At 66.1% G+C, this 19417-nt stretch carries 21 protein-coding genes; 11 read left to right on the plus strand and 10 right to left on the minus strand.

The genetic code is table 11. The annotated features are described in order from the left end of the window. Nucleotides 1–169: 169 nt before the first annotated feature. Both PJ250_RS13605 and PJ250_RS13610 read left to right on the plus strand, forming a co-directional pair. Complete coding sequence (locus tag PJ250_RS13605; RefSeq protein WP_271645118.1) at nucleotides 170–646, plus strand: cupin domain-containing protein; 477 nt, start codon at nucleotides 170–172, stop codon at nucleotides 644–646. A 25-nt stretch (nucleotides 647–671) separates the two neighbouring features. Beyond that, nucleotides 672–1706 (plus strand): TraB/GumN family protein, encoded by a 1035-nt coding sequence (locus PJ250_RS13610; RefSeq protein WP_271645119.1) that lies wholly within the window; start codon nucleotides 672–674, stop codon nucleotides 1704–1706. On the opposite strand, the gene PJ250_RS13615 is transcribed toward PJ250_RS13610, so the two are convergent. The 5 genes from PJ250_RS13615 to PJ250_RS13635 form a co-directional block, all read right to left on the minus strand. Further along, nucleotides 1676–2317, minus strand: coding sequence for an RBBP9/YdeN family alpha/beta hydrolase (locus PJ250_RS13615; RefSeq protein ID WP_271645120.1), 642 nt, complete (start codon nucleotides 2315–2317; stop codon nucleotides 1676–1678). The two genes, PJ250_RS13610 and PJ250_RS13615, sit on opposite strands and share 31 nt — an antisense overlap. A 74-nt stretch (nucleotides 2318–2391) precedes the next feature. Next, complete coding sequence (gene dxs, locus PJ250_RS13620) at nucleotides 2392–4308, minus strand: 1-deoxy-D-xylulose-5-phosphate synthase (RefSeq protein WP_271645121.1); 1917 nt, start codon at nucleotides 4306–4308, stop codon at nucleotides 2392–2394. Between the two features lie 138 nt (nucleotides 4309–4446). Then, nucleotides 4447–5073 (minus strand): HNH endonuclease, encoded by a 627-nt coding sequence (locus tag PJ250_RS13625; protein ID WP_333909526.1) that lies wholly within the window; start codon nucleotides 5071–5073, stop codon nucleotides 4447–4449. 203 nt (nucleotides 5074–5276) lie between these two features. Next, the gene (locus PJ250_RS13630) at nucleotides 5277–7067 is read right to left on the minus strand and encodes an acyl-CoA dehydrogenase C-terminal domain-containing protein (RefSeq protein ID WP_271645123.1); all 1791 of its coding nucleotides are present in this window, start codon (nucleotides 7065–7067) and stop codon (nucleotides 5277–5279) included. A 136-nt stretch (nucleotides 7068–7203) separates the two neighbouring features. Then, a complete protein-coding gene (locus PJ250_RS13635; RefSeq protein WP_271645124.1) occupies nucleotides 7204–7686 on the minus strand; it encodes an LEA/WHy family protein in 483 nt (160 codons plus the stop codon). A 241-nt stretch (nucleotides 7687–7927) separates the two neighbouring features. Between PJ250_RS13635 and PJ250_RS13640 the strand changes: the two genes are divergently transcribed. After that, nucleotides 7928–8275 carry a hypothetical protein gene (locus PJ250_RS13640; protein WP_271645125.1) on the plus strand — a complete coding sequence of 116 codons (348 nt, stop codon included), beginning with the start codon at nucleotides 7928–7930 and terminating at the stop codon, nucleotides 8273–8275. Here the strand turns inward: PJ250_RS13640 and PJ250_RS13645 are convergent. From PJ250_RS13645 to PJ250_RS13660, 4 genes are all read right to left on the minus strand, one after another. After that, nucleotides 8266–8466, minus strand: coding sequence for a hypothetical protein (locus PJ250_RS13645; RefSeq protein WP_271645126.1), 201 nt, complete (start codon nucleotides 8464–8466; stop codon nucleotides 8266–8268). The two genes, PJ250_RS13640 and PJ250_RS13645, sit on opposite strands and share 10 nt — an antisense overlap. Before the next feature lie 175 nt (nucleotides 8467–8641). After that, nucleotides 8642–11731, minus strand: coding sequence for an efflux RND transporter permease subunit (locus tag PJ250_RS13650; RefSeq protein WP_271645127.1), 3090 nt, complete (start codon nucleotides 11729–11731; stop codon nucleotides 8642–8644). Next, nucleotides 11728–12822, minus strand: coding sequence for an efflux RND transporter periplasmic adaptor subunit (locus PJ250_RS13655; protein WP_271645128.1), 1095 nt, complete (start codon nucleotides 12820–12822; stop codon nucleotides 11728–11730). The genes PJ250_RS13650 and PJ250_RS13655 overlap by 4 nt, the downstream gene beginning before the upstream one ends. A gap of 105 nt (nucleotides 12823–12927) precedes the next feature. After that, nucleotides 12928–13575, minus strand: coding sequence for a TetR/AcrR family transcriptional regulator C-terminal domain-containing protein (locus PJ250_RS13660; RefSeq protein WP_271645129.1), 648 nt, complete (start codon nucleotides 13573–13575; stop codon nucleotides 12928–12930). 868 nt (nucleotides 13576–14443) lie between these two features. Here PJ250_RS13660 and PJ250_RS13665 point away from each other — a divergent pair. Further along, nucleotides 14444–15610, plus strand: coding sequence for a tyrosine-type recombinase/integrase (locus tag PJ250_RS13665; protein ID WP_271645130.1), 1167 nt, complete (start codon nucleotides 14444–14446; stop codon nucleotides 15608–15610). Here the strand turns inward: PJ250_RS13665 and PJ250_RS13670 are convergent. After that, nucleotides 15603–16277, minus strand: a complete 675-nt coding sequence (locus PJ250_RS13670; RefSeq protein WP_271645131.1) for a hypothetical protein — start codon at nucleotides 16275–16277, stop codon at nucleotides 15603–15605. The genes PJ250_RS13665 and PJ250_RS13670 overlap by 8 nt on opposite strands. A gap of 76 nt (nucleotides 16278–16353) precedes the next feature. Between PJ250_RS13670 and PJ250_RS13675 the strand changes: the two genes are divergently transcribed. The 7 genes from PJ250_RS13675 to PJ250_RS13705 all read left to right on the plus strand — a co-directional run bounded on the left by PJ250_RS13675 (nucleotide 16354) and on the right by PJ250_RS13705 (nucleotide 19408). Next, entirely contained in the window at nucleotides 16354–16566 is a 213-nt protein-coding gene (locus tag PJ250_RS13675) for a helix-turn-helix domain-containing protein (protein ID WP_271645132.1), read from the plus strand. 12 nt (nucleotides 16567–16578) lie between these two features. After that, complete coding sequence (locus PJ250_RS13680; protein ID WP_271645133.1) at nucleotides 16579–16878, plus strand: hypothetical protein; 300 nt, start codon at nucleotides 16579–16581, stop codon at nucleotides 16876–16878. 202 nt (nucleotides 16879–17080) lie between these two features. Then, complete coding sequence (locus tag PJ250_RS13685; protein WP_271645134.1) at nucleotides 17081–17293, plus strand: helix-turn-helix domain-containing protein; 213 nt, start codon at nucleotides 17081–17083, stop codon at nucleotides 17291–17293. Continuing rightward, the gene (locus PJ250_RS13690; protein ID WP_271645135.1) at nucleotides 17290–17520 is read left to right on the plus strand and encodes a hypothetical protein; all 231 of its coding nucleotides are present in this window, start codon (nucleotides 17290–17292) and stop codon (nucleotides 17518–17520) included. Before PJ250_RS13685 ends, PJ250_RS13690 begins: the two co-directional genes overlap by 4 nt. Next, on the plus strand, nucleotides 17510–17824 hold the full coding sequence (locus PJ250_RS13695) for a helix-turn-helix domain-containing protein (protein ID WP_271645136.1): 315 nt from the start codon (nucleotides 17510–17512) through the stop codon (nucleotides 17822–17824). The genes PJ250_RS13690 and PJ250_RS13695 overlap by 11 nt, the downstream gene beginning before the upstream one ends. Nucleotides 17825–18513: 689 nt before the next feature. Then, entirely contained in the window at nucleotides 18514–18765 is a 252-nt protein-coding gene (locus PJ250_RS13700; RefSeq protein WP_271645137.1) for a hypothetical protein, read from the plus strand. Nucleotides 18766–18856: 91 nt separating this feature from the next. Next, nucleotides 18857–19408 carry a hypothetical protein gene (locus tag PJ250_RS13705; RefSeq protein WP_271645138.1) on the plus strand — a complete coding sequence of 184 codons (552 nt, stop codon included), beginning with the start codon at nucleotides 18857–18859 and terminating at the stop codon, nucleotides 19406–19408. Nucleotides 19409–19417 lie beyond the last annotated feature (9 nt).

Raw genomic sequence — 19417 nt, forward strand, 5'->3', positions numbered from 1 at the left:
AGTCCTTGGAGTCGGTCAGGCTCGAAGGCAGTCTGAAGGTCGGGTCCATCTGTGCTGCCTTGAGCGAGATCGACAAGCCTCCTCCTGCAGCGCAGAGAACCACGCCTCTGCTTTCGGTGCGAGTGCGGCACGCCTGCGGCACGTGCGACCTGCTTGCTACGATGGCGCCATGACAGGTGAGGCCGATCAACGCATCCACACATTGCAACTGGCGCCGCATCCGGAAGGCGGGCACTACCGGCGCGTACACGCGTCCGAACGCGTCGTGGCCGCGCCAGGAGGCCCGCTTCGGCCGGCGATGACCGCCATCACTTTCCTGCTCAAGCAGGGCGAGCGCAGCCGGTGGCACCGGGTGGATGCAGATGAGCTGTGGCACTGGCAGGCCGGCGGCGCGCTCTGCCTGCAGCAGTTCGACGTGGTCGATGGGACCTTGCGAACGGTGGAGCTGGGGCCCGCATCTGAGGGCCATGTCGCCATGGCGGTCGTGCCTGCCGGGCAATGGCAGCGCGCCTGGACGTCCTCCGCGTTCGCCCAGGTCGGCTGTGTCGTGGCACCAGGCTTCACCTGGGAGGGATTTGCCCTGCTGGAGCAGGCGCCGGAGGTGGGGGTGCGATTGCAGGCGCTTGGCGTCGGCGAGGACGCCTGAGCCGGGGATTTCAATGGGGGACGTGATGCGTCGATGGCTGCTGCTGGTGGGATTGGTGGGCTGCGCACTGGCAACGGTGGCTCGCGCGCAACAGGTACCGGCCACCGCTTCGCCGACGCAGGCGGAGCCTGTGCCCATTACCGACATGGCGCCGATGATCGTGTCGGGGGTGCAACCCGGGCCGGGCCTGTGGAAAGTGACAGCACCCGATGGCCATGTGCTGTGGGTCCTGGGCACGCTGACGCCGCTGCCCAAACGCATGGACTGGCAATCGCATGAGGTCGAAGCGGCCATCGACCAGTCGCAGGAGTTACTGCTCCCGCCGACCATGTCGCTGGACACCGGCCGGGGCATGTTCCGCAATCTGTTTCTGCTGCCGGCGCTGTTCAAGGCGATCAAAAATCCCGATGGCAAACAGCTGCAGGACGTGGTGCCGGCCAGTGAATATGCGCGGTGGCGTGTCCTCAAGGCGCGTTACATGGGCGGCGATCAGAGCGTCGAGCGGCGGCGTCCGATCTTCGCCGCGCTCGAGCTCTACAAGGATGCGATGCGTCGCTCGGGCTTGAGCACCGACAACGTCGTGGCCGACCGCGTGGAAAAGCTCGCCAAGCGCGCGGATTTGAAAATCACCCCGGTGGTGAGCACGGTCAAGCTGGAGGACCCGAAGGCGGCCATCAAGGAGTTCCAGCGCACCGGCCTGGAGGATCGGACCTGCTTTGCCAGGACGCTGGATGTCCTGGAGCATGAAATCGATGCGATGCGTCTGCAGGCCAATGCATGGGCGATGGGGGATGTGGAGGCATTGCGCGTGGCGCCGCAGGCCAGCCAGTACGCCGTGTGTCAGACGGCCATCGGCGAAAGCGCCATCGCCCGCAAACTGGGTCTCAATGACCTGCGTGAGCGCTCGCTCCAGCTCTGGCTGGAAAAGGCCGAGTCCGCGCTGGCCCACAACTCCAGCACGATCGCCTTGCTGCCCATGGGCCTGGTGCTGCGCAAGGGCAATCTGATGGACGCGCTGCGCGCCAAGGGCTACACCGTGCAAGCGCCCGGCGAGTACTGAGGCCAGCCAGATCCGCCGTGCGGACCGCGCAGCTGGTCGAGCAGCGACTTCGCCGCGGGAAGTTCCAGCACGCCCTCGCTGCCCAGGAAGTGCCCACCGTTTGGTAATACGGTGATCGGGGCGTCCAGGCGCTCGGCCAGCGCGACGCTCAGGGAGGCGGGTACGATGGCGTCATCCGCTGCGGCCAGGAGGGCACGCCTTGGTGCCAAGGTCTGCAGACGGGCGTAATCCAGGGAAATGTTGATAAGGGCATCGAGTTGGGGGAGGCCCGGCAGTGCGGTATCGAAGCCGGATACCAGCAGCAGGGCACCAAGGGGGGCTTCGGTCGGCTGGTGCTGGAGGTGACGTAGCAGCGCGATGCCTCCCAGGCTATGCGCGATCAGCAGGGTGTTCGGGCCGAGAGGCGGCAACGCTTGTTGGAGGTAGGCGTCCCAGCGGGCAGGCTCCGGTGCAGCAGGTTCGGGTGGCGACAGCACGATGACCTGGGCGCCTTGCGCCTGCAGGGCGTCGCGCAGCCACGGGAACCAGTGGTCGCCGGGCGAGGCGAGATAACCATGCAGGATGAAGACCTGCGCGCCGGCATACGGAAGCGTGGAGGAGGCGGTCATCATGATGAGCTCCGATGCGGGGAGCGCATGACCTTACCCGCGCGACGACTTCCCAGAAGCCGGGTTGTCGAAACGGATCATCTTGCCGCCGACAGGGGCGCGGCCTGACCTGACTGCAACTGCGGCCAGCGCTTCAGGACCGCGCTGCGGACGCCGCTTGCGTCGAGCCCGGCTTCCGCCAGCAGCTGCTCGCGGCTGGCGTGATGCTGAAACGCATCGGGCAGGCCCAGGTGCAGGATCGGTACGGCCAGGGCCTCGGCATTGAGCAACTCGGCCACGCCCGAACCGGCGCCACCGGCCACCACGTTGTCTTCCAGCGTCACCAGGCCGTCGTGACCGCGGGCCAGCTCAAGCACCAAGGCGCGGTCCAGCGGCTTGATGAAACGCATGTTGACCACCGTCAGGCCCAGTTCGCGGCCGACCTGCTCGGCGGCGGGCACGGTGGCGCCGAACGCCAGCAACGCCACCTGCCGCCCACGATGCCGGACCTGCGCCTTGCCCAGCGGCAAGGTGTCCAGGCTCGCCTCGATGCTGACGCCAGGACCGCTGCCGCGCGGGTAGCGCACCGCTGCCGGGCCCTGGTGCCTGAAACCGGTGGACAACATCTGGCGGCATTCGTTCTCGTCGGCGGGGGCCATCACCACCATGTTGGGCACGCAGCGCAGGAAGCTCAGGTCCAGGTTGCCGGCATGCGTGGCGCCGTCCGGACCGACCACGCCGCCGCGATCGATCGCGAACAGCACGTCCAGGTCCTGGATGGCCACGTCATGCACCAACTGGTCGTAGGCGCGCTGCAGGAACGTGGAGTAGATGGCCACCACCGGTTTGGCGCCGTCACAGGCCATGCCCGCCGCCAGCGTGACCGCGTGCTGCTCGGCAATCGCCACGTCGAAGTAGCGGTTCGGGAACTCCTTGGAAAAGCGCACCAGGCCCGAGCCCTCGCGCATCGCCGGGGTGATGCCCATCATGAGCGGGTCCGCGGCGGCCATGTCGCACAGCCAGTCGCTGAAGACGTCGGTATAAGTGGGCTTCCTGGTCCCGCCGGCGGCCTTGGGCACCAGGCCCTTGTCCGGGTCGAACGGCCCCACGGCGTGGTAGCCGATCTGGTCGCCTTCGGCCAGTTCGTACCCTTTGCCCTTGGTGGTGATGACGTGCAGCAGCTGCGGGCCCTTGAGGCCCTTGAGGGTCTTCAGGGCGCTGACCAGCGCCGGTACGTCGTGGCCGTCGATCGGGCCGGTGTAATGAAAGCCCATCTGCTCGAACAGCGTGGATGGCACGAACATGCCCTTCCAGTGCTCTTCCCAACGCCGCATGAAGCGCGCCGGCGGCTTGCGCTTGTCGCCGAGCAGCTTCTTGCCGCCTTCGCGCAAGGCGTTCAGGGTCCGGGACGAACTCATCCGGCCCAGCAGCTGGGTCAGCGCGCCGACGTTTTCGGAGATGGACATCTGGTTGTCGTTGAGCACCACGAGGATGTCCGGATCCTGCTCCATGCCACCGGCATGGTTGAGCGCCTCGAAGGCCATGCCCGCGGTCATCGCGCCGTCGCCGATCACCGCCACGGTCCGGCGGCCATTGCCCATGTGCGCGTTGGCGATGGACATGCCCAGCGCCGCGGAGATCGAGGTGGAGGAATGGCCGACCCCAAAGGTGTCGTACTCGGATTCCTCGCGCTTGGGAAACGGCGCCACGCCATCTGCCTGCTTGACCGTATGGATCGCATCGCGGCGCCCGGTGAGGATCTTGTGCGGATAGGTCTGGTGGCCGACGTCCCATACCAGGCGATCGTGCGGGGTGTCGTAGAGATAGTGCAGGGCCACGGTCAGCTCGATCACGCCGAGCCCCGCCGCGAAATGGCCGCCGCTCTTGCCGACCGATTCGATCAGGTAGGCGCGCAGCTCGTCAGCGATGGCGGTGAGCTCTGCCTCGTCGAAACCGCGCAGGTCTGCCGGGGTTTCGATACGGGAAAGGCGGGGATAGCGGATGGCGTCGATCATCGTGGCTGCCACAGATACAGCTGCGTATTTTCCCCCCCAGGGGAAGGAGGGGCAAGCAAGGGGTTCAGTCTGCGATCACCTGACCGGTCGGCGCGTGAAACGCGCGGTCGAGCGCGTTGCGTTGAACCGGCACGAGAATCAGGCCGATAGGCGCGAGCGCTTGGGCAGATGGGTCTTCAGGAAGGCCATCTGGTCGGCCAGAATGTTGCGGTTGGAGAGGATCAGGTGCTCGATCCAGCTGGGCCGGTAGGGCACGGCCAACAGCGGCATGTTGGCCTGCTGCGGCGTGCGGTTGGCCTTACGCGAATTGCAGTGAAAACAGGCGCTGACCACGTTTTCCCAGACATCACGGCCACCCTTGGAGACCGGCAGCACATGGTCGCGGGTGAGCAGTTGCCGCGAATAGGACTGTCCGCAGTACAGGCATAGATGGTCGTCGCGGGCGAACAGGGCCTGATTGGTCAGCGCCGGGGTGGGCGACAGGCCGGCGGCGCGGGCATGTCCGCGCGAGGCGACGATGGGGTGCAGGTCGATGAAGCTCTGCTGGCCTGTGAGCCGGTTCATGCCGCCGCGGACGGTCATGCAGGGGTCGCCCAGCGTCCAGGCGACCGCGTCGCGCGCGTAAAGGCAGGTCGCATCCTGCCAATTGATCCAGTTCAGCACTCGACCGTGGGCATCCAATGACAGGAAGCGCACGCCAGAGGATCGGATCAGAGGGGAGAGTGCGGCGACGACTGCGCCGTCCGACGTGGCGCCATCGATCAGGGCCGGGTTGCCGGAGTCATCCGAATGAAGCTGAGCGGTGTCTGCTTCCATCGGGAAAACAGCTTATACCTGATGGATGACGAATTGTGTACCGCGTTGCGCATTGCATCGTCCTCATGGCCTCCCAGCGGACCGCCGCGAACGCAAAGGGATGCCCTGAGGCGGGTCCACCGCGCTTGCGCGGTGGACCCGCGATGCGGCACTCAGGCGTCGAAACGCGCCTCGTCCATGGCCATCAGCGACTCGGCGCCGGCGCGGATGGCGGCGGCGTGGGCGAGCGTGCGCGGCAGCAGGCGGGCGTAGTAGAAGCGCGCGGTTTCCAGCTTGGCCTGCTTGAACGCCGCGTCATGGTCCGAGGCCTGCGCGGCGACCACGCTGCGCGCCCACCAGTAGGCCAGCACCACGTAGCCCGAATAGAACAGGTAGTCGGTGCTGGCTGCGCCCAGTTCCTCGGGGTTGGTGGCCGCGCGCTGCAACACGTCCTGGGTCAGGGCGCCCCATTCGGCGGCCTTCTCGCGCAGCGGGGCAATGAACTCGGCGGCGATCGCATCGCTTTCATGCGCGCTGGCGAACTGCTCGATCAGGCCCAGGAACAGCTTCAGCCCGGCCGCACCGCTGGCCGCGGTCTTGCGCCCGATCAGGTCCAGCGACTGGATGCCCGTGGTGCCCTCATAGAGGGTGGTGATGCGCGCATCGCGGGCCAGCTGCTCCATGCCGTGCTCGTGGATGTAGCCGTGGCCACCGAAGCACTGCAGCGCGTTGTAGGTGTTCTCGATGCTCCACTCGGTCTGGCAGGCCTTGGAGATCGGGGTGAGGAAGCCGGCGAGGATGTCCGCCCGTTCGCGCTCGGCCGGGTCGGTGGCGTGGTGGGCGATGTCGACCTGGGTGCCGGCGTGCAGGGCGAGCAGGCGCGCGCCTTCGGTCAGGGCCTTGATCGACAGCAGCATCCGGCGCACGTCCGGGTGGACGAGGATCGGGTCGGCCGGCTTGTCGGGGAACTTGGGGCCGGACAGCGAGCGGGTCTGCAGGCGCTCGCGCGCATAGGCCAGCGCGTTCTGGTAGGCGCGCTCGGACAGGCCGATGCCCTGTAGGCCCACGCCCAGGCGCGCGGTGTTCATCATGGTGAACATGGCCTGCAGGCCCTTGTGCGGCTGGCCGACCAGATAGCCCTGGGCGCCGTCGAAATTCATTACGCAGGTCACCGAGCCCTTGATGCCCATCTTGTGCTCGATCGAACCGCAGCGCAGCGTGTTGCGCGCGCCGACGGTGCCGTCGCGGGCGACCTGGAACTTGGGCACCACGAACAGCGAGATGCCCTTGGCCCCGGCCGGCGCGTCGGGCAGCTTGGCCAGCACCAGGTGCACGATGTTGTCGACCAGGTCGTGCTCGCCGGCGGTGATGAAGATCTTGGTGCCGGTGATGGTGTAGGTGTCGTCGCCCAGCGGCTCGGCGCGGGTGCGCAGCAGCCCCAGGTCGGTGCCGCAGTGCGGTTCGGTCAGGCACATGGTGCCAGTCCAGCGGCCCTCGACCAGCGGCTTGAGGAACACCTCCTGCTGCCAGGGCTGGCCGTGGAACTTCAGCGCCTCGATCGCCCCGTGCGAGAGCAGCGGGAAATTGCCCCAGGCCAGGTTGGCGGCGTTGATCATCTCGCCCAGCGGCACGCCCACGGTATGCGGCAGGCCCTGGCCGCCGAACTCGGTGGCCGCGGTCAGGCCGGTCCAGCCGCCTTCGGCGAACTGCGCGTAGGCCTGCTTGAAGCCGGTCGGTGTGGTGACCTCGCCGGTGGCGGCATCCAGGGTGCAGCCTTCTTCGTCGCCGACACGGTTGAGCGGGGCCAGCACGGTGGTGGTGAAGCGGCCGGCTTCCTCCAGCACCGCGTCGACCAGCTCGGCGTTGGCGTCGGCAAAGCCCAGGCGGGCGAACAGGGGCTCGACGTCCAGCACGTCGTAGAGGGCAAAACGAAGGTCTTTCAGCGGGGCGCGGTAGCGGCTCATACGGAGGCTCTCTGGGACGTGCGGGCCGCTTTCCGGCCCGCTTCGACCCGGAAGCATACTATGGCGTATGGATGTGGGTTTGACCGTGCCGGATGAACCGGCGCGCCGGTCGCGACGCGCCCTTCCTCGCGGCGTGTCAGCGCAGGACGCCGGGCAACCCGGGCGCCGGGCTGAGGGTGCTGTGCATGTCGATCTGGAAGTCGCGCTGCTTTTCGTCTTCCGGCGTGGCCTGGACGCTGCCCTTGAGCGCGTATTCGAGCACGGTGCCGCCGGCCAGGGCATTGGCCACCGCCATCCTGGCCTCGGCCGAGGGCGAGAGCCTCACTTCCACCACGTCGGCCGACTCGGGGCCGATGGAAAAGCCGGGAGCGGCCTTCAAGGTGCCGGCCTCCACGCCGCCTGCGGTGACCGCCAATGCGACCGTGTCATAGCGCATGGGGATGGAACTGTAGTTCTGCAGGCGCAGCTGGACTTGCCACTGGCCGTCGGCGCCCACGGACACCTGCTGCAGGCTGGCGGCGGGTTCCGAGACCCGCCGGACCAGCCCACGGTGACAGCCGGCCAGCAGGAGGACGGCGCAGGTCAGCAAACACAGCACAAGCGTCAGGCGGCGGGACATCAGGTGAGCCTCGAGTATCAGTGGCTGGGGAGGATACAACGCCGCTTTGTCTGCCCTCGCGGCTTTTTGCGAAGCCACCGCGGCCGCCGCCAACGGCAGTATCGATGGCATCGGCGCCAGGCAGGCGCCAACGCTCAGTGTCGTTGCACAAGCTGGGTCAATGTGACGCTTTTTACATCAGAAACGCGATCGTCCGCGCATAACCTGCCCAGACACGACCTTTGGTGGAGGGATTCTGCTTATGGACAAGGACATGCACGTCATCGCGTTGCCCTGGTTTTACGAAGACGATTACGAGGATTTCCGCGATCTGCTGCGCGAGCGCCAGTGGCATCGCAACTACCAGGACTGGAAGCAAGCCGCGCCCGGAGCGCGCGCGCGCCTGGAGCGGCAGGGCATGAAGGTGGTCCAGGTGCCGGTCCGCACCGCCGACCTGAAGGCCTTCTGCGACCAGCGGACCCGACGCGTCAACAACGATGCGCTGGTCGACTACTGCAACGAATGGGCCCGCGCCTCACGTGGCCTGGCCGCCAAGCAGCGTGGCAGCCTCAGCCTGGTCGACGAGAAGCCGCGCGCCGATCACCGGTAGTGCAAGGTGCCGTCTGGATCGATCCGCTCGATGGTGTCGAGCAGGCGGCGCATGTGCTCTTCCATGTCGCGGGTGGACATCGACGGCCCGGTGGCAGGCACGGTGCGCAGCAGGGCACCGTCCGGGCCGTACACCATCAGCACGCCTCGCATGCAGCGGTTCGGTGCGTCCACCAGATAGGACGTGGTCACCTCGAAGTCCCCGAACCTGCGTTCCAATCGTCAACCCGCCGCGCTTGAATCCCAGGGCGAATGGTAGCGGCAGTCGCGCGAAAGGCCCGTCACCGGCAGATGGCGGTTGCGTCATGTGGCAGGGCGGCGGGCGAGGATCCTCATTGAGGCCTCGCCCCTGCCTGCCGCCAAGCCCTCAGTTCCCGCGAGGCGAGGCCGCGCTGGCGTGCGGGTGTGAAGGCCGCCGCCGCAGCTTGCGCGACAGCCACTCGCCGATGTCGTCGATCAGGGTGAAGGCCGCCGGGATCACGATCAGGCTCAGCAGCGTGGAGGTTACCAGGCCGCCGATCACGGCAATGGCCATCGGCGCGCGGAAGCTGGAATCGCCGGCGAAGCCCAGCGCGATCGGCATCATGCCCGCGCCCATGGCCAGGGTGGTCATGATGATCGGCTGGGCGCGCTTGCGGCAGGCGTCGATCAGGGCGTCGTGTTGGCTCAGGCCATGCTCGTCCTCGGCGATCACCGCGTAGTCCACCAGCAGGATCGAATTCTTGGTGGCGATGCCGATCAGCATCAGCAGGCCGATCAGCGCCGGCAAGGACAGCATGTTCTGGGTGAGCAGCAGCGCGCCGAACGCCCCGCCCGCGCACAGCGGCACGGCGATCAGGATGGTCATCGGCATCAGCGCGTGGTTGAACAACAGCAACAGCACCATGTAGATGCACACGATGCCGGCGGCCATGGCCAGCAGGAAGCCAACGAACAGCTCCACGAACACCTCGGCATCGCCGGTGTTGAGGAAGCTCACGCCCGGCGGCAGGTGCTGCACGCTGGGCAGCTTCTGCACGGTGTCCATGACATCGCCCAGCGGCCGGCCGTTGAGCTCGGCGGTGAGGGTGACGTTGCGCTGGCGCTGGTAGCGCGAGATCTGCGAGGGGCCGCTGCCCAACTCGATATCGGCGACCGCCGCCAGCGGCACCGGGCCGTAGCGGCCAGGCACGCGCAGTTGGCCGATCAGCGCGGGATTGGACAGCGTCGCCTCGGAAAAGCCGACGCGGATCGGCACCTGGCGATCGGGCAGGTTGAGCTTGGCCAGGCGTTGCTCGTAATCGCCGGCCGTGGCGATGCGCGTGGCCTCGGCGATGTCGGTGGTGGATACGCCCAGGTCCGCCGCGCGCGCCGGATTGGGCACGATCTGGATCTCGGGACGCAGCAGCGATGCGCTCGAGGTCACGCTGCCCAGGCCGGGGATATCGCGCAGGTCGCGCTCCAGCGCGAGCGAGGCCTCCTGCAGGTGCTGCGGGTCGTCGCCGGACAGCACCAGCTGCAGCAGGTTGCCCGGTTCGGAGCTGACATAGCTCACGCGCACGCCGGGCAGATTTGCCAAGCGCGCACGCGCGTCACGCTCGAGCGCGCGCTGGTCGCGCTTGCGCGTGTCGGCCGCGCCCCAGTCCAGCACCAGGGTGGCCTTGCGTGGGTCGGCCACGCCGGTGGTGGACGGATCGCCCAGGTCCAGCACGCTGCCCACCGCGGTGTAGACCTGCTTGAGTTCGGGCATGTCCTTGAGCAGGGCACGCGCGCGCTCGGAGACGGCGACGGTGTCTTCCAGCCGCGTGCCCGGCGGCAGTTCCAGGCTGAGGTTGCTGCGGCCCAGGTCGGACTGCGGGATGAAGGTCGCCGGGATCAGCGGCACCAGCGCCAGCGACGCGACAAACAACCCGGTCGCGATCCACAGCGTGCGGCCACGGTGGCGCAGCGCTGCGTCCACCCAGCCCAGGTACCAGGTCATCAGCCTGGATTCGGCCTTTTCTTCGCCATGCGGCTTGAGCAGATAGGCCGCCATCATCGGGGTAAGCAGGCGCGCGACCAGCAGCGAGAACAGCACCGCGGTGGCCGCGGTCCAGCCGAACTCGCGGAAGAACTTGCCGGCGATACCGGGCATGAAGGCGACGGGGACGAAGACCGCGGCCAGGGTCAGCGAGGTGGCGATCACCGCGTTGCCGATTTCCCCGGCCGCCTCGGTCGCCGCCTCCAGCGGTGGCTTGCCCATGCGCAGGTGGCGCACGATGTTCTCGATCTCCACGATCGCATCGTCGACCAGGATGCCCACCACCACCGACAGCGCCAGCAGGGTGATCATGTTGAGGGTGAAGCCGAACCAGTACATCACCGCGAAGGTCGGGATGATCGACAGCGGCAAGGCCAGCGCCGAGACCCAGGTCGCCCGCCAGTCGCGCAGGAACGCCCACACCACCAGCAGCGCCAGCAGCGCGCCTTCGTAGAGCATGGTCATCGACGAGTCGTAGGAGCGGTGGGTCTCGTCGATGGCGGTGGTGACCAGGCGGAAGTCCACGCCAGGGTGCGAGGCCTTGAGCGCGTCCAGCGCCTTGTGCACGCCGGCCTCGACCTCAACTTCGCTGGAGCCGCGCGTGCGCGACATCGAGAACGCCACCACGTCCTTGCCATCCAGCAGGGCGGCCTCGCTTGGATCGGCCGATGCGTCGGTGACGGTGGCCAGTGCCGACAGGCGCACCGAGCGCCCGTCCGGCAGGCTGATCGAGTAATCGCGCAACGCCTGCGCGTTGGCGACCGTGCCCAATGTCCGGATGGTCTGCTGTGCGCCGTCCAGCTCGGCCTTGCCGCCAGCGCGTTCGACCTGGATCCTGGCCAACTGCTGCGACACATCGCCGGCGGTGACGCCGAAAGCGAGCAGGGCGTTCGGGTCGAGGTCCACGCGCACCTGGCGCTCGACGCCGCCCACGCGGGTGACCCGAGCCACACCGGGCACGCCGTACATCGCGCGCATGATCTCGCGGTCGACAAACCAGCTGGCCTCGTCGCGGCTCATCTTCGGCGCGACCAGGGCATAGGTCATCAGCGACCCGCCGATGTCGACCTTGGAGATCACCGGCTCCTGGATGTCCTGCGGCAGGTCGGTGCGGATGCGGGTAACCGCATCGCGGGTGTCGTCCAGCGCAGTGCCCAGGTCGACATTCAACTGGAACTCGATGCTGGTGGTGCTGACGCCTTCGCTGACCGTGGAGATCACGCGCTTGACGTTGCTGATCGTAGCGACCGAGTCCTCGACCTTGCGCGTGACCTCGGCCTCAAGTTGGCTGGGCGAGGCGCCCGGCTGGGTCACCGTCACGGTGGTCATCGGGAAGGCGATGTCCGGGAAGCGCGCCACCGGCAACTGGTGGAAGCCCCATAAGCCGGCCACGCACAGCACGAAGAACAGCATCAGCGCCGGCAGTGGTCGGCGGATGGCCCAGGCGGAGAAATTCATGGGGCGTTCGCTCCCTTGCCGGCGTCGACCACGCGCACGCGATCGCCATCGCCGAGGAAGCCAGCGCCTTCGGACACGACCCGTTCGCCGGCCTTGAGGCCTTCGACGATCTCGGTGCGGCCCTGCACGGTCTGCCCGGTGCGAACGCGCCGTCGGGTCACGCTGTCCTTGTCCTTCAGCGTGAACACATAGCTGTGGCCGTCGCGCTGGACGATGGCCGCGCTGGGCACCATCAGGGCCTGGCCGTCGCCGGTCAGGATGCGGCCTTCGACGAAGGTGCCCGGCTTGAGCGGCCCAGGCGTGGGCAGATCGGCATACACCGTGCCGGTGCGCGTCTGCGCATCCACGCCCGGCGTCACCGCGCGCACGCGACCGGCGATCTGCTGGCCGGCATAGGTCAAGGCAACCGGGTTGCCGACTGCCACGTCGGCGAGCTGCGCTTCGGGCAGTTCGGCGCGCCATTCCAGACGACCGTCGCGGATCAGGCGCAGCAATTCGCTACCGGCCGAGACGACCTGGCCGGGCTGGATCAGGCGCTTGGAGATCACCCCATCGGCGGGCGCGCGCAGTTCGGCGAAGTCGCGCTGTAGCCTGGCCGCGTCCAGCGAGGCGCGCGCGGTGGCCAGCTGGGCCCTGGCCTGGGTCGCGGAGGCGCGTAGTTCGTCCAGGTCGCTGACACTGATCAGCTGCGTGGCCGCGAGCTTCTCGCCGCGCGTCTGCTTGGCCTGCGCCAGGTCCAGCGCGGCCTTGGCCTGCTGGGCGGCGGCGTTGGCCTGGGCCACCTCGCTGTCCAGCGTGCGGTGGTCGAGTTCCAGCAGGACCTGGCCCTGCTTCACGGTCTGACCGACATCGACGTTGAGGCGGGTGATGCGCTGGCCGCTTAACTCCACGCCCAGCTGCATTTCCTCGTAGGGCGACACCGGGCCGGAAACGATCACGCTGCGCGCCAGCGGATAGGTCCGCACAGGCGTCAACGCCACGGCCAGCGCCGAAGATCCCTCCACAGGCTTGTCTTCGGCACCGCCACCGCAGGCGGCGAGCAGGGGCAGGGCGGCAAACAACAGGGACCAACGCAGAAGTGGCGCACGCATAGAGGAACCAAAGTGAAAGGGTGAGGTGTTGGCTGGTGCAGGGCGCCAGTTGGCCCGTGCATGGCTTTGAAAGCGGCGGTGTTCCGGGATGCGTCCCGGGGCGATCTAATGGGAAGGGACGGAGCGCTTCAGGATCTGTTGCTCGACCCCATCGAGGATGAGATCGATGCCATTGCTGAAGCGCTCGTCGAACTTCGGCTCGGCCAGTACCTCGCGCGCCTCCCAAAAGTGCGGAAAACGCGCCTTGGCCAGTTCGAAGAACGCCTGCTGGACGCCTTCGGCCGCATCGGGATAGTCGTGGTGCGACTGTTCCTCGATCACAAAGCCCATGACGTAGTAGATCGAATCCAGCGCCGAACTCGCGGCGAACGCCACCGACGCGCCGGCCTGCAGCAGCGCCGCGATGGTCGCATCGCCGACGCGCAGCATGTTCTCGGTCGCCAGGAACGTGCCCGCGAAGACGCGCGCGCCATCGCGGTGCGCCTTGAACGCGGTGCGGAACTCGTTTGCGATCTGGTGCATGGTGCTTCGCCAATCCTGTCCTTGTGGAATGTCACGCGCCACCTCGGCGATCAGCGCATCGGCCAGCGCGTCAATCAGCGCCTGCTTGCTCTTGAAGTGCCAATACAGCGAGGGCGCCCGGATCCCGAGGTTGCACGCCAGCTTGCGCAGACTGACACCCTCCATGCCCGCCTCGTCGAGCAGACGGAATGCCGCCTGGATGATGTGGTCTTGCGTGAGCGGGCTGCGCATGGCGTGGCGTCTAACAGCGTTAGGTTACGGACTCTAACGGTGTTAGGTCGGGGTGGCAATTGCTCCGCAGGCCTCCAACAGCAGAAGGAAATCTCGGTTATCCAATCGCATGAATTCGCGCGGCGCTGACGCGTCCAGCCAGACACGGTCGCGTCCAGGCCGAAGCGCTCCACGTCGCGATTGAGCGTTTCCAGGTCTTGGCCTGGGCCACCGACGAGCGCCTGATCGCCGGGGTCGGTGTTCGTCTGGACCAGGCGCTGTTCCACCTGTTGGTGTGGGAGGCGGGGCGATCGGTGTGGTCGACCTGGCCGGGCAGTTGGGCGCGATTATCCGACCGTCGGCCGTCAGGTCGCCAGGCTGGAGCATATGGAACTTGTGATCCGCCGCGGGAATCCCTAAACCCGCCGCAGGCGCGAAGCCGTGGCCTCGCCTAAGGGCAGGGCGGCGACCGACCAGCTCGACAGGCGCGCGGGCGCATGGCGCAGGACATCTTCAAAGACCGGTCTAAGACGGACATCAGCGATCTGGTGCGGCCGACGCGCAAGTTCGCCGACGCACTGGAAGCAGGGACCAAGGCATGACGTGGGAATGGCGATGTGCGTGGATCACAACGACGGTATTCCCATGGTTGAATGAAAAAGGCCTCGCATCGCTGCAAGGCCTTGTTTCGTTACGCTTTAGATCGCCACCTGAAGTGGTGGCCGGGGAGGGAATCGAACCCCCGACACAGGGGGTTATCTGGTGTTTGGATCCGTCCCGCTGTGTTTTCAAGTCTCTGTTATTGCTGAATCTACGTTTGGTTTGGTGTCGCCTTGTTCCGCTCAGTGTTTCCGTATGATGTTCGTACGGAATCGCAGGGACAGGTCACATGGCACGTTTCGACATCGACAAGGCGACGGTCCGCAACAAGCTCGAGCCGCGCCGAGAGCCCTACTGGGGCGCGCCGGTGGAGACCGGCCTGTATGTAGGCTTCCGGCGGCTGGAGATGGGCGGCAACTGGATAGCCCGCTACCGAACCGAGGAAGGCCAGCGATACCAGGCCCTGGGCGTGATGACCGCGCAGAACGACTACGAGGCCGCACGACGAGAGGCTCGTCGCTGGATGAAGCGGGTACAGGCCGGCATGGGGGCCACCGAGATCCATACCGTCGCCCAGGCCTGTGCGGAGTACGTCAGCAGCCTGGAGCTATCCAAGCGGCCAGAGGCGGCAGACGCGGCCCGCCAGAGCATGCGGCGCACGGTATACGCGGATCCGATGGGCGCCATGAAGCTCGACAAGCTGCGCGAGAAGCATCTGCAGGAGTGGATGCAACGCCTGGAGACCGGGACGTTCGTGCCCGAGGCGGTCAAGGGTGGCCGCAAGACGGCCCCGATGAAGCCGGCCACCATTCGGCGCACGTTGGCCTCGTTGAAGGCTGCGCTGAACCTGGCAGTGCGCAAGCGGCATATCGCCGCGGAGCGAGCCATCGAGTGGCAGGCAGTGGGCGTATCCAAGGCCGCAGAGACTCGCCGCGACCTCTACCTGACCCGAGAGCAGCGCAGGGCACTCAGGGACGCCGCCACGGGCTCTCTGCGAGACCTGATCGAGTGCGTGGCGCTGACTGGTTGCCGGCCTGGTGATCCTGCTGTCGCTCTGCGGAAGGACTACGACCACCGCAGCGGCTCGGTCACGTTCAAGACCAAGGAGCACCCGCGCACGATCCCGCTGTCGGCGCCGGCCCGCGAGCTGCTTGATCGACTGGCCAAGGGCAAACTGCCGCTGGCCCACCTGTTCACCGACGACGAGGGCAGCGCCTGGACCTCACGCCGCTGGCACGAACCTATGAAAGCCGCGGTTGAGGCGGCCGGCCTGCCGCCGCAGACGGTGCTTTACACGCTGCGCCACTGCTGGATCACGGACGCCATCGTCAGCGGCATGGACCTGCTCACCGTGGCGCGCTTGGTCGGCACTTCAGTGGCCATGATCGAGAAGAACTACGGGCACCTGGTCGACGCTGCTGCGCGCGATAGGCTGGCGCAAGTGAGCTTCATTTAATGGCAGGCTGACCCTTTTTAGCAGGTCGCTTTATCACGGATTCTGCGAAAACTTCGCCGGCGGGTTGCTGCTGGTCTAAGTGGGTGTACACGTCCCACATCGACTCTCCGCGCCATTCTGGATACAGCCCCAGTGCGTGGACGAATGAGACACCTTCTAAGCGCTTTCCTTTCGAAGAGTATTCGTTCGCCATCTCCCTGATGCTCTCCCAATGGGGCGACAGAACCCTTTCATACAGCCGGTCGATTTCGTTGCGATCGTCCTGGAAGCTATCCGTCAGACTCACTTGCGGCGGCGCTGACCGATACAACTCGGACTTGTCAGAGCTGAGCTGTATCGCCTCACAGGCCACAGCATCTTCAAAGTCCAGAAGCGTGGAAGCCATTCGGTAAATCGCCATAAATTTGGCGAGCTCTGCCGATTCCGCTTCCACAGCCAGAAGAACGTCGCCCATGGTCGAGTCTTCATTGACCTTATAGGAATTTAGGCCTACCTGAACTGCCCATTCGACAGCCTGGCTCAGTGACCTGTGCTGGGCTTTCGCAAGCAGTTCCAGACCCCTCAGCAGGGACGGGCGCAGGGTCAGATTGGTGCGCTGAAGCTTTTCACCTGGCGCACGAGGCGGTCGGCCGCCTTTCCCCTTGCCTTTCGCATTTCCGCTTGACATAGCCCAACTCCCCGTGTTTCATACGTTCAGTGCGTTTAGTGCGCACTAAACACATCCAACTAAACGAGAACACACTATGGCACAGCAGAATGAACCATTGAAGATGAGCTACACCGTTGACCAGGCACTGAGCGTGACTGGCCTCAATCGCAATGCCTTCTATGCCGCAATCAGCCGCGGCGAACTTGTGACGTTCAAGATCGGTCGCCGCCGCATGGTGTCGGTCCGAGCCCTACAGGAGTTCATTGAGCGCAAGGAGAAGGAAATCACCGCCGCCGTCGCTGCGTGATAGGGCCCGGCCATGCATTACGCCCAAGAAATAGAAACGGCCCGCACCGGGGGCAACCGGAACGAGCCGCTGAGTCACCGAACCATTGCGAGGAACGAGACCATGACCAGCATACCGCGCGCCGCCGCCGGCGCAACACGTGCAGCACCACGATTCCCGAACGCCAGCCCGGTGGTCGCGCAATTCCGCGACTGGCTGGAGCCTGAGTCCTGGCAGGCGCTCTGCGACCAGGCGCCAGACATCGCCGACGCGATCGCCTCGGAGATCTTCGAAGCGATCGAGGCCGATCTCGGCAGGAAGGTGCTGGCATGAGCGCGACCATCCTGCAGTTCCGCCCGCGGCCGAGGTGCCAGCCCGGCGGGGATCGGCCCCGTCCAGGCGCGCCCGCCCAAGCTGCCAACAGGAGCCCGGGCTATCAGCCAGAGGACGACGAGCAGTTTCTTGACGACATCCCCAACCCGTTTACCCGGCGCACGGCCGGACTACACGCCGCGATGGCGGTAAGGGAGGCTGCATGAAACGCCGAGACTCCTACACCGACAGCCTGCCGGCGCCCGATCCATTCAGCACCCGCGAGCCCGCCTATCGCATCGCCGCGTGGGCGATCAGCCGGCGCACACCGCCAACCGCGCACGACCTCATCCGTCAGTTCGGAATGAGCCGCTGCAACGCCTACAGGCACCTGCGCGCCATGCGCGTGGTTGGCCTACTCAAGGAGGCACCATGAACCTACCCAATGGCCGCCCACTGCTCGTGCAAGCCGAGCCGAGCTGGGCGCTGCATCGCCAGCTGCCCGACCTGGCCGAGAGAACGCAGGCGCAGATGCTCGAACTCCATCGCACTCCGACGCCGGAGAGGGCCGAGCGCCTGGCGATCGAGTTGGAGGGGGCCAGGCAGCACGTCCTGCGGTACCGCCAGGCGCTGATCCAAGAAGGCACGGGAAATGCCCAATGAGCCCTACAACCTGCTCAGCCGCTACAAGATGATCGAGGAGGCGCTGAGCGATGTCCGGTTGAGTAAGGGGGACTGCGCGGTGCTCAGCGTGATCCTGAGCCACGTCGACGCCGATGGCGAGGCGTGGCCAGGGATGAAGCGGATCTGTGATCGGGCGAGGATCCAGAAGCGATCAGCCATCCGCAGCGTCCAGCGCTTGGAAGATGCCGGATACCTGACAGTCGACAGGGTCACAGGCAGGTCGAACACCTACCAGTTGATCGTTCATCGTTCGCAAACCGGTGTCGCCAATGTCACCAGTTAGAGCCACGAATTTGACGATGACTGGTGACTCCAATGTCACCGGTGCGCGATTTGCACCCGTGCACAGAATGTCACCACCTAGTGACCTCCACGACACCAACCGGTGACACCAAGGTCACCAAACCAGTGACGCCGATGTCACCCGAACTTGCTTTAAGAACCTGCTTTAGGAAATTGATCCATTAACGTGGACCCATCTGTCGAGGATCAACATCTGAAAACCGCTCTCGGATATCCAGCAAATCACTCCGATCAGCGTGAATCTGAGATCCCCCAGGTCGGGGAGCTCAAGCCTGCAGGTCATTCGGCGATCGATCGTCGAGGGCTCGGCGATGCTGCCAGCAGTGCTACTAGCACGGAAAACGCTGCCCGTAGCAGGGAAGGCGCTGCTGCCAGCATGCGAACGCACTGCGACCGCGTGGGGTGCGCGGGCCACCCATTGGGCACGGAGTTCGCGCGTGACCACGGCCGTTACATCACGCGTTACGTCTCCTGCGCAGCCCGCGAAAGATCGCGAATCCTCTCGAGTGGAAGCCCCTTCCCAACCGAGCCGAAGCCTCAGGGGAAGCCTTCCTGCAAGCCTTGCCGAAAGGGTCGGATTTCAAATGCGACCCTTTGCGGACCGTCACCCAAACCGTTCGACGCGTGCAACCACGCGTCATCCACGCGTGACCGCCACGGAGAACACTGATGGACAAGACCGAAGTCATCGACCTGATCACCGCCCTGGCCACGGGCGACTGCTACCTCTCGGCGGACGCCTGCGCGGTGCTGCTGGGCCTGACCACCAAAGGCGGCGCACCGAACCGCCGCGGCTTCCTCGAGCGCGTGGCTGTCCGGGGCAGCTTCCCGGCGCCGCTGGTGATCGGAAACGAGAAGAAGTGGAAGAAGTCGAAGGTCCTGCAGTGGGCCGACGACGAAGTGCGGATCCTGGCGGCTTGACCATGAGCGGGTTTCTCGACGCATCGCAGGCGCACACGCGGATTTCCGCAGCCATCGCGCACGCGCGCGGGAAGCAACAAGGGAGCTAGCAATGGTCAATCCAGCACACCCTCTGTCCTTCAACTTGGCGGATCCCGATGATGAAGCGCGATGGATGCGCGTGGCCACACCCGATACCGGTGAAAAGCTGTCGGCTGCTTACTGGCGCAGCTTCAACGAGGTGGCGCAACACTGGCGGCTGGGGGATATCCGCTTGGAGCGGTGCCGGCGTGCCCTGCAGCGCTCTCTGGAGGCTCTGGACGACCTTTCCTGCGTGTACGGTCAACACCGGACCTTCCTGCAGGAGATCGGTCGCCTACATCTGGAAGCCGCCGAGCGGATTCTTGGAGAAGCCGCCAGGGCCTACACCCTAGAGCAGGGCGAGATGATCGTCCGGGCGCGCTCCACCAGGCGCAGGGAAGACTCCGACGACAAGGCCGAGGTGGTCAAGCTGGGGAGGAAGCTTCGCGACGACGGAATCCGGCTCCGCGAGATCACCGGCATAGTGGCCACCCGGATGCGTATGTCGGATGACGTAGTTCGGCCGGTGCTGCAACGCGCCGGGGTGATCAAGCCGAAGAAGGTCCGAAAACCGCAAAAGTAAGTGCCTGCG

The sequence above is a fragment of the Pseudoxanthomonas sp. JBR18 genome (genome assembly GCF_028198165.1).
In the GTDB taxonomy this organism is placed as follows: Bacteria; Pseudomonadota; Gammaproteobacteria; order Xanthomonadales; family Xanthomonadaceae; genus Pseudoxanthomonas_A.

Excerpts from the sequence above, each read along its gene's own strand:
- PJ250_RS13695 (WP_271645136.1), top strand. The coding sequence starts at position 17,510 with ATGCCCAATGAGCCCTACAACCTGCTCAGCCGCTACAAGATGATCGAG.
- PJ250_RS13665 (WP_271645130.1), top strand. The coding sequence starts at position 14,444 with ATGGCACGTTTCGACATCGACAAGGCGACGGTCCGCAACAAGCTCGAG.
- PJ250_RS13630 (WP_271645123.1), bottom strand. The coding sequence starts at position 7,067 with ATGAGCCGCTACCGCGCCCCGCTGAAAGACCTTCGTTTTGCCCTCTAC.
- PJ250_RS13640 (WP_271645125.1), top strand. The coding sequence starts at position 7,928 with ATGGACAAGGACATGCACGTCATCGCGTTGCCCTGGTTTTACGAAGAC.
- PJ250_RS13680 (WP_271645133.1), top strand. The coding sequence starts at position 16,579 with ATGCATTACGCCCAAGAAATAGAAACGGCCCGCACCGGGGGCAACCGG.
- PJ250_RS13660 (WP_271645129.1), bottom strand. The coding sequence starts at position 13,575 with ATGCGCAGCCCGCTCACGCAAGACCACATCATCCAGGCGGCATTCCGT.
- PJ250_RS13705 (WP_271645138.1), top strand. The coding sequence starts at position 18,857 with ATGGTCAATCCAGCACACCCTCTGTCCTTCAACTTGGCGGATCCCGAT.
- PJ250_RS13690 (WP_271645135.1), top strand. The coding sequence starts at position 17,290 with ATGAACCTACCCAATGGCCGCCCACTGCTCGTGCAAGCCGAGCCGAGC.
- PJ250_RS13655 (WP_271645128.1), bottom strand. The coding sequence starts at position 12,822 with ATGCGTGCGCCACTTCTGCGTTGGTCCCTGTTGTTTGCCGCCCTGCCC.
- PJ250_RS13615 (WP_271645120.1), bottom strand. The coding sequence starts at position 2,317 with ATGATGACCGCCTCCTCCACGCTTCCGTATGCCGGCGCGCAGGTCTTC.
- PJ250_RS13635 (WP_271645124.1), bottom strand. The coding sequence starts at position 7,686 with ATGTCCCGCCGCCTGACGCTTGTGCTGTGTTTGCTGACCTGCGCCGTC.
- dxs (WP_271645121.1), bottom strand. The coding sequence starts at position 4,308 with ATGATCGACGCCATCCGCTATCCCCGCCTTTCCCGTATCGAAACCCCG.
- PJ250_RS13605 (WP_271645118.1), top strand. The coding sequence starts at position 170 with ATGACAGGTGAGGCCGATCAACGCATCCACACATTGCAACTGGCGCCG.
- PJ250_RS13610 (WP_271645119.1), top strand. The coding sequence starts at position 672 with ATGCGTCGATGGCTGCTGCTGGTGGGATTGGTGGGCTGCGCACTGGCA.
- PJ250_RS13675 (WP_271645132.1), top strand. The coding sequence starts at position 16,354 with ATGGCACAGCAGAATGAACCATTGAAGATGAGCTACACCGTTGACCAG.
- PJ250_RS13670 (WP_271645131.1), bottom strand. The coding sequence starts at position 16,277 with ATGTCAAGCGGAAATGCGAAAGGCAAGGGGAAAGGCGGCCGACCGCCT.
- PJ250_RS13700 (WP_271645137.1), top strand. The coding sequence starts at position 18,514 with ATGGACAAGACCGAAGTCATCGACCTGATCACCGCCCTGGCCACGGGC.
- PJ250_RS13685 (WP_271645134.1), top strand. The coding sequence starts at position 17,081 with ATGAAACGCCGAGACTCCTACACCGACAGCCTGCCGGCGCCCGATCCA.
- PJ250_RS13650 (WP_271645127.1), bottom strand. The coding sequence starts at position 11,731 with ATGAATTTCTCCGCCTGGGCCATCCGCCGACCACTGCCGGCGCTGATG.